General features: G+C 73.2%; 14 protein-coding genes and 2 pseudogenes. 5 read left to right on the forward strand and 11 right to left on the reverse strand.

Annotated features, from left to right (window positions below; translation table 11 throughout):
* Window positions 1–377, reverse strand: a pseudogene (locus tag B7L92_RS19630) (hypothetical protein); the annotation flags it as partial.
* A gap of 75 nt (window positions 378–452) precedes the next feature.
* The gene (locus B7L92_RS19635; RefSeq protein WP_081238829.1) at window positions 453–1298 is read right to left on the reverse strand and encodes an ATP-grasp domain-containing protein; all 846 of its coding nucleotides are present in this window, start codon (window positions 1296–1298) and stop codon (window positions 453–455) included.
* Between the two features lie 275 nt (window positions 1299–1573).
* Between B7L92_RS19635 and B7L92_RS19640 the strand changes: the two genes are divergently transcribed.
* Complete coding sequence (locus B7L92_RS19640) at window positions 1574–1990, forward strand: Zn-ribbon domain-containing OB-fold protein (RefSeq protein WP_081238830.1); 417 nt, start codon at window positions 1574–1576, stop codon at window positions 1988–1990.
* A 66-nt stretch (window positions 1991–2056) separates the two neighbouring features.
* On the opposite strand, the gene B7L92_RS19645 is transcribed toward B7L92_RS19640, so the two are convergent.
* The 3 genes from B7L92_RS19645 to B7L92_RS19655 are packed head-to-tail and all read right to left on the reverse strand — an operon-like array spanning window position 2057 to window position 4436.
* Window positions 2057–2437 (reverse strand): PPOX class F420-dependent oxidoreductase, encoded by a 381-nt coding sequence (locus tag B7L92_RS19645; protein WP_081238831.1) that lies wholly within the window; start codon window positions 2435–2437, stop codon window positions 2057–2059.
* A gap of 10 nt (window positions 2438–2447) precedes the next feature.
* Entirely contained in the window at window positions 2448–3209 is a 762-nt protein-coding gene (locus B7L92_RS19650) for a class I SAM-dependent methyltransferase (protein ID WP_081238832.1), read from the reverse strand.
* A 33-nt stretch (window positions 3210–3242) separates the two neighbouring features.
* Window positions 3243–4436, reverse strand: a complete 1194-nt coding sequence (locus B7L92_RS19655) for a MalY/PatB family protein (protein ID WP_081238833.1) — start codon at window positions 4434–4436, stop codon at window positions 3243–3245.
* 23 nt (window positions 4437–4459) lie between these two features.
* Between B7L92_RS19655 and B7L92_RS19660 the strand changes: the two genes are divergently transcribed.
* Both B7L92_RS19660 and B7L92_RS19665 read left to right on the forward strand, forming a co-directional pair.
* Complete coding sequence (locus B7L92_RS19660) at window positions 4460–5509, forward strand: hypothetical protein (RefSeq protein ID WP_081238834.1); 1050 nt, start codon at window positions 4460–4462, stop codon at window positions 5507–5509.
* Window positions 5510–5608: 99 nt separating this feature from the next.
* Window positions 5609–6982 (forward strand): S1 family peptidase, encoded by a 1374-nt coding sequence (locus tag B7L92_RS19665; RefSeq protein ID WP_081238835.1) that lies wholly within the window; start codon window positions 5609–5611, stop codon window positions 6980–6982.
* A 101-nt stretch (window positions 6983–7083) separates the two neighbouring features.
* On the opposite strand, the gene B7L92_RS19670 is transcribed toward B7L92_RS19665, so the two are convergent.
* From B7L92_RS19670 to B7L92_RS19695, 6 genes are all read right to left on the reverse strand, one after another.
* Window positions 7084–7269, reverse strand: a complete 186-nt coding sequence (locus tag B7L92_RS19670; protein ID WP_081238840.1) for a hypothetical protein — start codon at window positions 7267–7269, stop codon at window positions 7084–7086.
* 125 nt (window positions 7270–7394) lie between these two features.
* Window positions 7395–8090: a L,D-transpeptidase family protein gene (locus B7L92_RS19675; protein ID WP_081238836.1), complete on the reverse strand. Its 696-nt coding sequence runs from the start codon at window positions 8088–8090 to the stop codon at window positions 7395–7397.
* A gap of 135 nt (window positions 8091–8225) precedes the next feature.
* The gene (locus B7L92_RS19680; protein WP_081238837.1) at window positions 8226–9029 is read right to left on the reverse strand and encodes an SDR family NAD(P)-dependent oxidoreductase; all 804 of its coding nucleotides are present in this window, start codon (window positions 9027–9029) and stop codon (window positions 8226–8228) included.
* A gap of 49 nt (window positions 9030–9078) precedes the next feature.
* The gene (locus tag B7L92_RS19685) at window positions 9079–10002 is read right to left on the reverse strand and encodes an SDR family oxidoreductase (RefSeq protein WP_081238838.1); all 924 of its coding nucleotides are present in this window, start codon (window positions 10000–10002) and stop codon (window positions 9079–9081) included.
* Between the two features lie 158 nt (window positions 10003–10160).
* A complete protein-coding gene (locus B7L92_RS19690) occupies window positions 10161–10790 on the reverse strand; it encodes an MBL fold metallo-hydrolase (protein WP_004979419.1) in 630 nt (209 codons plus the stop codon).
* Window positions 10790–11875, reverse strand: a complete 1086-nt coding sequence (locus B7L92_RS19695; RefSeq protein ID WP_004979420.1) for an S-(hydroxymethyl)mycothiol dehydrogenase — start codon at window positions 11873–11875, stop codon at window positions 10790–10792. The genes B7L92_RS19690 and B7L92_RS19695 overlap by 1 nt, the downstream gene beginning before the upstream one ends.
* A gap of 180 nt (window positions 11876–12055) precedes the next feature.
* Between B7L92_RS19695 and B7L92_RS19700 the strand changes: the two genes are divergently transcribed.
* A complete protein-coding gene (locus B7L92_RS19700) occupies window positions 12056–13810 on the forward strand; it encodes an ABC transporter ATP-binding protein (RefSeq protein WP_081238839.1) in 1755 nt (584 codons plus the stop codon).
* 125 nt (window positions 13811–13935) lie between these two features.
* Window positions 13936–14124: pseudogene (locus B7L92_RS19705) on the forward strand (nuclear transport factor 2 family protein); the annotation flags it as partial.

A 14124-nucleotide genomic window follows, 5' to 3' on the forward strand; every position in this document is an offset into this window, starting at 1 on the left:
TGTAGAACACCGGCGGCTACGGCTCCGTGCCGCTGCCCCGGCCGGCGGCCGGATGCGACGACAGGAGGCAGGCACTCCCGCGCCTCACCGACGACCGGCCGCCGGTGGACGAGCGCCGGGACGGCGCGGCGTACTCCGAGGCGGCGCTCGTCCACCGGCGGCCGGTCGTCGGTGAGGCGCGGGAGTTCCTGCGTCCTGTCGTCGGATCCGGCCGCCGGCCGGGGCAGCGGCACGGACTCGTAGCCGCCGGTGTTCTCCCGCTCGAACTCCCGGAACAGTTCCGCGAGGGCGTCGGTACGGCGCGGGCGCAGCACGCGGATGGGTTCGAGGGGCGGGCCGCCGCCGTGCGGCGGCCCGGGCTCGGACGGTGTCGACACGCTGCTCTCCTTCCGTCCCGTACGGGAGGGCGGAACCGCCTACGGGAGGAGGTACGCGGCAGGGGGCCGTGGGGTTCAGTCCCCCGTCACGCCGGTGTCGCGCAGGAAGCGGCGCAGGGACGCCGCCACGGCGGTCACGAACGCCTCCCGGCCCGCCTCGTCGAGGGCGTCGAGGGACAGGTAGGGGTTGAGGTCCTCCAGTTCGACCAGCAGCAGTTCGCCGCCCGGCGCACGGCAGGCGTCGACGCGCTGGATGCCGTGGTCGAGGGTGTTCCAGTCGATGAAGTGCCGGGCGAACTCCAGGTCCTCGGGGGTGGGTTCGTACGGCTGCAGCTGCCAGCGCCGGTCGGGGTGCGGGGTGTGGAGGGCGTACTGGAAGTCGTGGTCGACGAAGTAGAAGGAGACCTCGTAGGCGAAGTCGACGTGCGGCTGCACCAGGACGCTTCCGTCGACGAGGCCGCGCACCTCGGCGGCGGGGACGACGCGCAGTCCCACCGAGTCGGCGCCGAGCCTGGGCTTGACCACGTACCGCTGCGCCTCGGGCAGCAGGTGCAGGTCGTGCGGGCGGTCGACGGTGGGGATCACCGGGTGACCGGCGGCGCTCAGATCGACCAGGTACTGCTTGCCGGCCATGTCGCCCCTGCCGGTGAGCGGGTTGTAGACCGGCTTGCCGATCTCCGAGGCGCGCCTGCGGAAGGCGTCGTAGGCGTCCTGGTACGCCAGTACCGGGCCGCTGTTGCGGACCACGACGGCGTCGAAGCCGTCCATCAGGGCGGTGGCGTCGCGCGGATGGCACAGCGCCAGGTCGAAGTCCTCGCGCAGCCGGGAGGTCAGGAAGATGTCCTCGTCGCAGTAGCGGCGTCCGCGGGCCGGGTAGGCCAGGTCGGTGACGTACAGGACGCGGGGGCGGGCGAGCGGCATGCGGGCTCCTCGAGGACGGCGACGGCCCGATCATATGAATGACCTGCGCCGGGACCCAGGGCAGCACTCGGCTCCGCACTGCACCGCACCGCACCGCACCGAGTGCCGGGGAGGGCGTACGGGCGCGTCGCACAGTTCAGGGTACTCAGTGCCTTTACGAGTGGCACTCAGTGCCATACCCTGTCGCTGTGCGCGGTGGCACGGCGAACCGCGCACGCGTGTGCCCGGGTCGCCGAGCACGCGGGTTTCCGGCCGAGTGCAGGGAGTTGACCAGCGTGTACCACCACTCAGGAAGCGTCGCTCAGCAGGCAGCCGGCTCCTCGACGGGCGTGCTCGATCCCCAGGGCGCGGAACGCGCGGAGGCCATGCTCTACCAGCGCTGCACCTGGTGCGGCACCGCCATGTACCACCGGTTGCTGTGCCCGGTCTGCCAGGGCAGCGACCTGCGCACGGAGCGCAGCGAGGGCGTCGGGACGGTGCGCCACTCCACGGTGGTCCACCGCAACACCCCGGCGGCCCGCAATGTGTCCCTGATCGAGATGGCCGAGGGCTTCGTGGTGCGCGGCCGGGTCATGGGCCCGCCCATCGGCATCCACAGCGGCGACCGGGTACGGCTGTCGACGGCCAAGGACCCGGTGCGGGGCGAGCCCGTCTTCCAGCTCGTCGACGAGCCGTACCGGGCCTGGACCTGACGCACCGCCGGGCACCGGCCCGAACGGCGCGACACCTCGAAGCACGACGCCTCAGAGCACGACGCCTCAGAGGGTGACGCGGATGCCGACCGTGCCGTCCAGGCCCCGGCGCAGGCGGCTGCCGAGGAGGGTGAGCCGGCCCATGAGGCCGTACTTGCGGGCGATCAGCTCGCGGTAGCGGGCGGTGGTGGCCGGGTCGCAGATCTCCGCGGTGGCGGGGACCTGCTCACCGGTCGGGTTGCCGCGCACGTCGCAGGGACCGACGAGGACATCGCCGCGGGCCCGGATCCGCTTCACCTTCCAGGAGTCGGCGGCGGTCCACACCCCGAGCGCGTCCCCGTCCCGCACCACCCACACCGGTGTGGCGACCGGGGTGCCGTTCTTGCGGTAGCTGGTGACCAACAGGTACTTCCCCGCTCCGAGCCGGTCGAGCGACACGTCATCCATGCGGGGCAGTCTAGGCGGTGTCCGCCGCCTTCTCTCCGGAGCCCGCCACCGGGCGCCGTGCGACGAAGACGAGCTCCCGGCCCGGGCGGTCGGGGGCGTCGCGCACCTCCTCCAGCACGAAGCCCGAACCGTCCAGGTCCGCCTCGACCTCCCGCCGTTCACGGAAGCGCAGCGTCGAGTCCGACGTCAGCACCTGCCCGTCCGCGGCGAAGACGTACGTCCACCGGAAGGCCACCAGCGGCCCGCTCACCCCGGTCACCTCGACCCAGCTCTCGACCGCGCCGACGCCCGGGACGTCCGTCACGCGGTACGACGCCTCCCGGGTCCACTCCTCCCACGCCCGCCGGGCCGGGTCCCGGGTCTCGAACACCAGCCGGCCTCCGGGCCGCAGGGCCGCGTGGGCTCCCCGCAGGGTGTCCCGCCACGCCTCCGGACCGGTGATGGCCTGGGCGACGTTCGCCGTCATGGTCGTCAGATCGACCCGCAGCGGCGGGAGCGCCGTCGCGTCGCCGTGGATCCAGCGCACCCGGTCGCCGCCCGGCTTGGCCCGGGCCACCTCCAGGGACGCCCCGGCCGGATCGACGCCGACGACCTCGATCCCGCGCTCGGCCAGGAGCAGGGCGAACACCCCCGTGCCGCAGCCGATGTCCAGCACCCGCCGGGCCCCGAACTCCTCCGCCGTGCGCACGTACGCGTCGAGATCGCTCCGGTCGGGATCGAGCGGGTCGTAGAGCGCGGCGAGCCGCGGGTGCCGGAAACCCTCGTCGGTCATGCGGCCGACCGTATCGGGAGCAGGCGCCGCGCCCTAGGGATTTTCCGCCCGCTCCACCGCCGCCGCCATCCTGCGCACCGCCTCCTCGATCACCTCGGGCGAGGTGGCGAGGTTCAGCCGGACGTGGCCGGCGCCGCCCGTGCCGAAGGGGAGGCCGGAGTTGAGGGCCACCCGGCCGTGCTCGAGGAAGACCCGGGCCGGGTCGTCGCCGAGGCCGAGGGCGCGACAGTCGAGCCAGGCGAGGTAGGTGGCGTCGCCCGGACGGTAGCGGATCGCCGGCAGGTGCGCGGCGAGGAGGTCGGTGAGCAGCCGGCGGTTGACGTCCAGGCCGGTGAGCAGGGCGTCCAGCCAGGCGGTGCCGTCGCGCAGGGCGGCGGTGTGGGCGATGACGCCGAGGTGGCTGGGGCCGTGGCCGACCTCCTCGGGCACCCGGGCCAGGTCGTCGGCGGCCGCGGGCCCGGCGACGGCGAGCGCCGCCTTGAGGCCGGCCAGGTTCCACGCCTTCGAGGCCGACATCAGGGACAGGCCGCGCTCGCCGCCCGGCACGCTCAGGTAGGGCACGAAGTCCGCCTCGCCGACGACCAGCGGCGCGTGGATCTCGTCGGCGACGACGCGCACGCCGTACCGCTCGGCCAGGGCGGCGACGGCGGACAGCTCCTCGGCGGTGTGCACGGTCCCGGTGGGGTTGTGCGGGCTGCACAGCAGGTAGGCGGCCCGTCGGCCGTCCACCGCCGTCTGCCGGAAGGTGTCCTCCAGGATGCCGAGGTCGATGCGCGCGTCCGCGCCGAGCGGTGCCTCGACCACCTTGCGGTCCAGGTGCCGGACGAAGTCGTGGAAGGGCGGGTAGACCGGCGGGTTCACCACCACCGGGTCCCCGTAACCGGTGACCAGCTTGAGCATCTCCACCACGCCCAGCATCACGTCGGGCACGACCGTGGTGCGCTCCACGGCGAGTCCGCTCCAGCCCCACCGCTCCCGGGCGAAGGAGGCCAGCGCCTCGGCGTAGGCGGTGCCCGCGGGATAGCCGGTGTCGCCCGCTTCGAGCGCCTCGGTGACGGCGCGCACGATCGGCTCGGCGATCGGCACGTCCATCTCGGCCACCCACAGGGGCAGCACGTCCTCGGGGTGGGTGCGCCATTTCATGCTGGTGCGGCGCCGCAGGCTGTCGAGGGTGAGGGTGGTGAGCGGATTCGGTTCGCCGGACGTCTCGTGCGGGATCCTGGTCATGAGCACACGATAGGGGCCGTGGGGTGAGCGGGAATCGCGACGACGGGGTGCGGGTGGCCGGTGCCGACCCGCCGCTGGAGATCGCCTGCGACGAGTCGGGGTCGGACGGCGAGAACCTCACCGGCGGGAACACCGACGTGTTCGCGCACGCCGGCGTGCACCTGTCCGTGGCCGTCGGGGCCGCCGTCGTACGGGAGATCCGGGACCGCATCCGCTCGCCGGCCGAGGAGTACAAGGCGACCCACCTGCTGCGGGAGAAGCACCGCGCGGTGCTGGAGTGGCTGCTGGCTCCCGGCGGGCCGCTCCACGGGCGGGCCCGGGTGCACCTGGTGGAGAAGACGTTCTTCGTGGTGGACCGGGTGGTCGTCCTGCTGCTCGACGACCCGGCCGAGGCGCTCGCCCTGTTCCGGGCGGGGCGCCGGGACCTCGGCGCGGACGGGTGGAGGGACTTCCTCCTGGTGGCCAACCAGCTCCTGCGCACGCGCAACGGCGGGGAGCCGGGCACGACCGTCCCGCTCTTCTTCCGCACGGTCGACGCCCTGCGCAGCGCCCACGCCGGTACGTCCGCGGCGCGGGTCCTGGAGCGGCTCGCGGCCCGGCGGGAGCGGGCCGAGGCCTACCGGACGGGACTGCTCGACGGGGCGGCCGTGCGGATCCCGGTGCTCAATCCGCTGCTTCCGGCGATCATCTCCACGGCCGCGTACTGGAGCGCGGGCGGACGACCGGTGCGGCTGGTGCACGACCGGCAGAACATCCTGACGCCGGAGCGCATCGCGTGGATCGAGCGGACGGCCCGGCGGGACGGGATCGCCCTCGAGGAGGTACGGCTGGTCGCCGCGCGGGCGGATCCGCGGGTGCAGCTGGCGGACTTCCTCGCCGGGATCGCCCGGAAGGTCGCCTCCGACGAGCTGAACGGCCGGGGAGACCCGGTGCTCACCGCGCTGCTGCGCTCCTACGTGGACCCGGCGTCCGTGTGGGGCGACGCCCGCAGCCGGGCCGTGCTCGGCGTCGGCCCGGCGGCGGGCGTGATCGGCCGGCCCCGCCCGCCGGACACCGGATCACGTCTTCGCTGAACGCGACGGCTCCCCGGCGCGTATGGAGACGAGGGCGCTCGACTCAAGGGGAGGGCCCCGCGGTGTTCGCGCCGCGCTACTGAGGTTCGGGAGCCATGCATGAGGCACGCACGACGACGGGTCGTCCGGCGAGTGACACGGCTGGCGGCCGTCGGCGGACTCCTCCTGGGGGCCACGATGGTCACACGCGCCGTCGCGAGCGAGCCCGCACCACCGAACGCGGTGCCGCACACGGCGGCCGAGCAGTCGGCCGACCCCGGCACCGACCTGGCGTCCCGGCTCGGCACCTCCCGTACGGCGGGCAGCTGGATCGACGCCGACGGGCGGACGGTCGTCGCGGTCACCGACGAGGAGGCGGCGGGCGAGGTACGGCGGGCGGGCGCCGAGCCGAAGATGGTGCGGCACAGCATGCGTGAGCTCAAGTCGGCCGCCAAGACGCTGCGTTCGGCGCCCCGCGTGCCGGGGACGGCCTGGGTGCTGGACTACCGGTCCAACGAGGTGGTGGTCCGGGGCGACAGCACGGTCTCCGCCGACGACTGGTCCGAGCTGACCCGAGTGGCCGAGGAGATCGGCGACTTCGTCCGCATGGAGCGCACCGAGGGCACCTTCACCACCCGTCTCAACGGGGCGCGGCCCATCCTGTCGACGGCCGGGCGCTGCTCGGCGGGCTTCAACGTGACCGACGGCAGGCGCGACTTCATCCTCACGGCCGGGCACTGCGGGCCCGACGGCTCCGTGTGGTTCACCGGCGACCGGGACAGGAAGCAGGTCGGCACGACGGTCGGCGGCAGCTTCCCCGGTGACGACTACTCCCTGATCGAGTACGCCGACGGCCGGGCGGGCGAGGGCGCCGACGTGGTGGCGGTCGGCGGCGGCAAGGGCATACGGATCACCGGGGTGGCGGATCCCGCGGTCGGCCAGCGGGTGTTCCGCAGCGGCAGCACCAGTGGTCTGCAGGACGGGGAGGTGACCGCGCTCGACGCGACGGTGAACTATCCCGAGGGCACGGTCAGCGGCCTCATCGAGACCACGGTGTGCGCCGAGCCCGGCGACAGCGGCGGCCCGATGTTCTCCGAGGGCATCGCGCTGGGGGTGACCTCGGGCGGCAGCGGCGACTGCGCGGCGGGCGGCACCACGTACTTCCAGCCGGTGACGAAGGCGCTGGAGCAGCTGAGGGTGCAGCTCATCGTGTCCCCGCAGGCCGGCGGCGACGGCAAGGGAGCGGCTTCCCCGGCGCCGTCGGCCCCGGAGGGCGCGGCGGCCCCGGACAGCGCCTCACCGGGCTCGTCGACCCCGGCGACGGGCATCGCGAACGCGTCGACGCTGCTGTCCCGGCTCGCCGATCCGCAGAACGCCGGTCCCGGTCTGCTGGTCATCGGGGGCAGCCTGATCGCCCTGGTGGCGACGCGCTGGATCCGCGCGGAACAGGACCGCAAGGCGTACCGGCGCCGCTACTCGGCGACCTGGGGCTGAGCCGGTGCGGCGTGACCGAGGACGACCGGGACGACCGGGCGGAGGGAGCCGGGGCGAGGTGCGACGGCGGGACTGCGCTGCCGGGGCGGCCGGGGCGGCGCTCAGGCCGCCTTCGCCGTCTGCGGGAGGGCGGAGGCCCACTCCTGGACGAGGCGCTGGTACTCCTCGCGCTGCTCGACGCTCAGTGTCCCGCCCGACCGGAGCCACAAGGCCCGGATCTCCTCGTTGACCTCGGCAGCCGATCGCTCGGAGGAAGGTTCAACAGTGGTGGACATGCTGTGAAGCATACGGCGGCCGGAGTGAAGGCGCTGTGAGTAACCGCACACATATCGGATATTCCGGACAGTGTCGCTGATCACGTCCATCTCCCAAGGAACGTGGGGGAGTTCACATCCAGGACCGCCGGAACGGATCAGGTGCCGGGCTTGCGGCCGTACACGTACACGTCGTCACCCTTCTTCAGCAGCGACCAGTACTTCTTGGCGTCGGCCTTCGTCATGTTGACGCAGCCGTGCGAGCCCGGCGGGTTCCACATGCTGACGCCGGCCGAGTGGAAGGCCTGGCCGCCGTCGAAGAACTGGCTGTAGGGCATCGGCACGTCGTAGAGGGTGGAGACGTGGTCGATGTTGCGCCAGTAGATCTTCTTCAGGCCGGTGCGGGTCTCGTGGCCGTCGCGGCCGGTGCGGACGGGCACCGGCCCGTACACGAGCTTCTTGCCGTCCTGGACCCAGCTGAGCTGCAGCGTGAGGTCCACGCAGGCGATGCGCCCCTTGTTCACCGGGCACCTGCCCGACTTGTTCGGGTTCTTCCCCACGGCCTTCTGCTTATTCATCAGGTCCATCACTCCCCAGGTGACGGGACCGGCGTACCCGATGTTCGGCGTGATGCCGTGCTTGGTCTGGAAGGCGCGGATGGCCTTGCAGTCGGCGGAGGACTGCTTGCCGTCGACCGGACGGCCGAGGAACCTCTCCACCTGCTTCTGGTACGGGCCCGCCTTGGTGGTGCAGCTCGCGGCCTGCGCCGGTGCGGCGCCGAGCGCGAGGGTGAGCGGGGCCACCAGCGAGGTGACCCCGAGGACGACGGCACCCCGTCTTTGAATGTCGCCCATGGTCCGATCTGCCTTTCCCGCGGAAGTGAGGGCACGAGTTGCGCACTCTGCCAGGTAGACGGACGAATGGGGAAATCGGTTGTACGGGCGGCCGGGTCGCGGCCGAATTACGCCCGTTCGGCCGGGCCGGACGCCCTACCGGGCGCCCGCCGCCCCCCGCATCGCCTGCTTGAACCCCGAGTTGACCGCCGTGATGCCGCCGTCGACGACGAGGGTGGTTCCGGTGATCCAGGACGCGTCGCGGGAGGCGAGGAAGGCGACGGCGGCCGCGATGTCCTCCGGTTCGCCGATGCGGCCCAGGGGGTAGAGGCGCCGGGCCTCTTCGATGTCCTCGTCCCTGCCCGCCCAGGCGCGGGTGCGGATGGTCCCCGGGGCCACGAGGTTGACGCGGACGCCCCGGGGCCCGGCGTGGCCGGCGAGGGTGCGGGTGAGGGAGACCAGGCCCGCCTTGGCGGCGCTGTAGGCGTGGTTGCCGAAGTCCTGGAAGCCGTTGACGGAGCCGATGCCGACGATCGCGCCCCGGCCGGAGGCGGCGAGGTGCGGGAGTGCGGCGCGGCAGCAGCGGTACGCGCCGGTGAGGGTGACGTCGAGGTCGGCGGCCCACTCCTCCTCCGACTCGTCCTCGAAACGGGGCGTGTCGGGTGTGCAGTGGGCGGCGTTGTTGACCAGCACGTCGAGCGAACCGAAGGTGTCCACGGCGTACGCGACGGCCGCCTCGACCGACGTCCGGTCGGACACGTCGCAGGCCAGGGCGTCGGCGCCGAGCCCCAGGTCCCGCAGCGCCGACGCCGTCCTCTCCGCCTCGGCCGGATCCACGTCGGCCACCAGGACCCGCGCCCCCTCCTCGGCGAACCGCCGGGCGGTGGCCGCGCCGATGCCGCGGGCCGCCCCGGTGATGAGAACCCCGTACCCCTCGAAACGCCTGGTGTCCGTCGTCATGGGGCGAAGGTACCGGCGGAACGATCACCGCGGCAGGGGCCGGACGGGATCAGCGGTAGCCGGTGACGTCCGCCGGCTTGCCCGCGTCCTGCACCTCGACGAGGTAGCGCCAGGCGTCCGGGCGGCTGCCGTCGAGGTCGGTGAAGCCGTACTCCCGGGCGAGGCCGCCGCTGGAGAGCGACGTGCCGTTGAACCGGGCCACGTCGGGGTCGGCGGCGAGCGCGGCGACGGCCCGGCCGACGTAGCGCGGGGTCTCCGAGATGGCGAAGTGGGGGACGCGGTCGAGGGCGTCGCGCCAGTTGTCCTCGCGCACCCCGAAGTGGTCGAGCATGATCTCCGAGCGCAGCCAGCCCGGGGTGAGGGCGACGGCCGTGGCGCCCCGGGGGCCGAGTTCGTGACCGAGGGAGAAGCCCATCCGCAGGACGGAGGCCTTGGCCAGGTCGTAGAAGAAGGAGTTGCGGTAGGTGTCGCGGTTGTAGTCGGCGGTGCCGTCGGTGACCTCGACGACCAGTCCGCCCGGGTGGCGCAGCAGCAGCGGCAGGGCGTGGTGGCTGGTGATCGCGTGGGTCTCGACCGCGAGGCGCAGCAGACGCAGCCCCTTGTCGAGGTCGTGCTCCCAGACGGGGGCGTCCCAGGCGAAGAGCGTCTCGCCGCCCCAGATGTCGTTCACCAGGACGTCGAGGCGGCCCTGCTCGTCCGCGATGCGGTCGACCAGCGCCTTCACCTGCTCCGGCTCCAGGTGGTCGGTCGGCACCGCGATGCCCGTGCCGCCGGCCCCGGTGACCAGGTCGGCGGTGTCCTCGATGGTCTCGGGGCGGTCGTACTCGGAGCGGCGGGTGCGGGTGGTGCGGCCCGTGACGTACACGGTCGCGCCCGCCGCCCCCAGCTCCACGGCGATGCCGCGTCCGGCTCCCCGGGTCGCCCCGGCCACCAGCGCGACCCTGCCCTTCAACCGCTCCGACCTGTCCGGCATGTCCGGCCTCCCGTCACCAGTGCTTCGCTGTCCCTTCGAGGGTGACGGGCAAGCCGGACATCTTCTGTCGCCTTTTCCGGGCCGGTCGCCCGGGATCCGGGGAGCCGGCCCCGGACCGGTCGCCCGGGGGGCCGGCCGGTCCCCCGGGCGGCGTCCGCTCAGTGGCCCCGGGCGATCCACTCCTCCAGGTGCGGGGCCTCCGCGCCGATGGTGGTGCCCTCGCCGTGGCCGGTGAGGACCTTGGTCTCGGGCGGGAGGGTCAGCAGCCGGTCCCGGATCGAGTCGATGATCGTCGGGAAGTGGGAGTACGAGCGGCCGGTGGCGCCGGGCCCGCCCTGGAAGAGGGTGTCGCCGGTGAACACGGTGGCCAGCCCCGGGTCGTACAGGCACACCGCCCCCGGCGCGTGTCCCGGGGTGTGCAGCACCGTGAGGTCGGCGCCGGCCGCCTCGATCACCTGGCCGTCGATCAGCCAGGAGTCGGGGTCGCGGTCCGGGTGGGTCTGCTTCCACAGCGGCAGGTCGTCGTGGTGCAGCCAGATGGTGGCGCCGGTGCGCTCGGCGAGGGCGGGCGCGGCGTCGATGTGGTCGTTGTGTGCGTGGGTGCACACGATGGCCTTCAGGCGGCGGTCGCCGACGGCCTCGGCGATGGCGTCGGCGTCGTGGGCCGCGTCGATCACGACGACCTCGTGGTCGTCGCCGACGATCCACACGTTGTTGTCGACGTCCCAGGTGCCGCCGTCGAGGCTGAACTGGCCGGAGGTGACGAGTCGTTCGATGCGGACGGTCATCAGAGCACCACCACCGAGCGCAGGACGTCGCCGCGGTGCATCCGCTCGAACGCCTTCTCCACCTCGTCGAGCTGGATGGTCTCGGTCACGAACGCCGCCAGGTCCAGGCGTCCCTGGAGATGCAGGTCGATCAGCATCGGGAAGTCGCGGGAGGGCAGGCAGTCGCCGTACCAGGAGGACTTCAGGGAGCCGCCGCGGCCGAAGACGTCCAGCAGCGGCAGTTCGAGCTTCATCTCGGGGGTGGGCACGCCGACCAGGACGACCGTGCCGGCCAGGTCGCGGGCGTAGAACGCCTGCTGGTAGGTCTCGGGGCGGCCGACCGCGTCGATGACGACATCGGCGCCGAAGCCGCCGGTGAGCTCGCGGATCGCCTCGACCGGGTCGGTCTCGCGGGAGTTGACGGTGTGGGTGGCGCCCATGGAGCGCGCGGTCTCGAGCTTGCGGTCGTCGATGTCGACGGCGATGATCTTCGCCGCTCCGGCGAGGCGGGACCCGGCGACGGCCGCGTCCCCGACGCCGCCGCAGCCGATGACCGCGACCGAGTCGCCCCGGCCGACGTTCCCGGTGTTGATCGCGGCGCCGATGCCGGCCATCACCCCGCAACCGAGCAGCCCGGCGACCGCCGGGGAGACGGCCGGGTCGACCTTGGTGCACTGCCCGGCGGCGACCAGCGTCTTCTCGGCGAAGGCGCCGATGCCCAGGGCCGGGGAGAGCTCGGTGCCGTCGGTGAGGGTCATCTTCTGCTTCGCGTTGTGGGTGTCGAAGCAGTACCAGGGGCGTCCGCGCAGACAGGCGCGGCACTTCCCGCACACCGCACGCCAGTTGAGGATCACGAAGTCACCGGGTTCGACGTCGGTGACGCCCTCGCCCACCGACTCCACCACGCCCGCGGCCTCGTGGCCGAGCAGGAACGGGAAGTCGTCGTTGATGCCGCCCTGCTTGTAGTGCAGGTCGGTGTGGCACACTCCACAGGCCTGGACGCGGACGACCGCCTCGCCCGGCCCGGGGTCGGGGACGACGATCGTCTCGATGCGTACCGGTTCGTCCTTGCCCGGTGCGATCACGCCGCGCACTTCCTGCGCCATGGTGCTGACTCCTTGGTCGACCGCTGTTCGTCACCTCCGACCATACGTCCGACTGATCGGTAAGGGCCCATCGGCCTGGTGAAACGTCCCCCGCGCGAGTCGCCGGGGCCCGGAAAACGGCGGGCCGGGGCCGGGCGCGCCGACATAGCCTGAGGGCTCCGTCCGAGACGAGGGGATCCCGTGAGCATCACCGATACGGAAACCGGACCGCCCGCCTGGCGGCTCCTCCTGGGTTACGTCCGGCCGCACCGGTGGGCCCTGCTGGGCGGCGCGGCGCTGTCGCTGCTGACCGGCGCGACGGGGCTGGTGCTGCCGCTCGTCGCCCGGGAGCTGATCGACGACCTGGCGGACGACCGGGCCATCACCGGCGCCCTGCTGCTGATGTCGGCGCTCGTCGTCGCCAACGCCGTACTGGGCGCGCTCGGCTCGTACGTGCTGCGGCGCACCGCCGAGTCGGTGGTGCTCGGGGCGCGGCGCGCGCTGTCGTCGTACCTGCTCCGGTTGCGGATACCGGCCGTGGACCGCAGCGAGCCGGGCGATCTGATGGCCCGCGTCACCTCCGACACCACCCTGTTGCGCCAGGTCACCACGGACTCGCTGGTCGGTCTCGGCACGGGCGGGCTCACGCTGATCGCGACCGTGGCGCTGATGGGTTTCGTGGACCTGGTGCTGCTGGGCGTCACGCTGGCCGTGGTCGTGGGCGCGGGCACGGTGCTCGGCGCGATCGTGCCGCGCATCAACCGGGCCAGCCGACAGGCGCAGGACGCGGTCGGCATGATGGGGGCCTCGCTGGAGCGGGTGCTCGGCGCGCTGCGCACGGTGAAGGCGTCCGGCGCCGAGCCCCGGGAGGAGCGCACGCTGCACGAGGCCGCGCACGAGTCGTGGCGGCAGAGCGTGCGCGCCGCCAAGTGGTCGGCCGCGGCGGGCAACACGGCCGGGCTGTCCCTGCAGATCGCGTTCATCACGGTGCTCGCGGTGGGCGGCGCGCGGGTGGCCACGGGCGCCATCGACATCGGGACGCTGGTGGCGTTCCTGCTGTTCGTCTTCTACCTCATGGCGCCGATCCAGGATGTCGTCGGCGCGATCACGCAGTACCAGACGGGCAGCGCCGCCCTCGCCCGGATCCAGGAGGCGCTGCGGCTGCCCGCCGAACCGGCCGTCGGGCCCGCGCCGTTGCCCGAACCCGGCACCGAGCCCGCCGCGCTCGCCTTCGAGGACGTCCGCTTCCGGTACGCCGACGACCTGCCGTACGTGCACCACGGGGTGACGTTCACCGTGCCGGCCCGGGGGATGACCGCGTTCGTCGGCCCGTCCGGCGCGGGCAAGACCACCGTGTTCTCCCTCGTCGAGCGGTTCTACGACCCCGACTCCGGCGTGATCAGGCTCGACGGCCGTGATCTGGCCGACTGGGAGCTGGCGCGGCTGCGGGCCGCGATCGGCTACGTGGAGCAGGACGCGCCGGTGCTGTCGGGCTCCCTGCGGGACAACCTGCTGCTGGGCAACCCCGAGGCGGACGAGGGGACCCTGACACGGGTGCTGAAGACGACCCGGCTGGACGGTCTGGTGTCCAGGCTGCCGGACGGGCTCGACACCCGGGTCGGGCACCGCGGCACCAAGCTGTCCGGCGGCGAACGCCAGCGTGTCGCCATCGCCCGCGCCCTGCTGCGCCGCCCCCGGCTGCTGCTGCTCGACGAGGCCACCTCGCAGCTCGACGCGGTGAACGAGGCGGCACTGCGCGACACCGTCGCCGACGTGGCCCGTACGACGACGGTGCTGGTCGTCGCGCACCGGCTGTCCACGGTGACGATGGCCGACCGGATCGTGGTGATGGACGCGGGCCGGGTCCGCGCGGTCGGCACGCACCGGGAGCTGGTGACCGCCGATCCGCTGTACGCGGAGCTGGCGGCGACGCAGTTCCTGGCGACGGGCGAGTGAGCCCGGCCGCGCCCCGCGGGGCGTCCGGGCCGGGCTTGCCCTGTCCGCCGGGCCGGAGGAGGCTCGTAGGTGAGGCCTTCACGGCCTGCCCAAGGACCGGGCCGCGGGCCTCGGAGGAGGTCATCATGACAACCGCGGCACACCCCTCCTTCGACGTCGACACACTGCGCCGGGGCGTCGAGGCCGACACGCCGGAGCCTCTGGTGTCGCTGTACGCGAAGGACGCGGAACTGCGCATCGTGGACCGCACCACCCAGCCCAGTCACCCCAAGGTCCTGCACGGCAGGGACGAGATCGCCGCCCTGCTCGACGAC

It is taken from the genome of Streptomyces viridosporus (assembly GCF_002078235.1).
GTDB classification, from domain to species: domain Bacteria; phylum Actinomycetota; class Actinomycetes; order Streptomycetales; family Streptomycetaceae; genus Streptomyces; species Streptomyces viridosporus.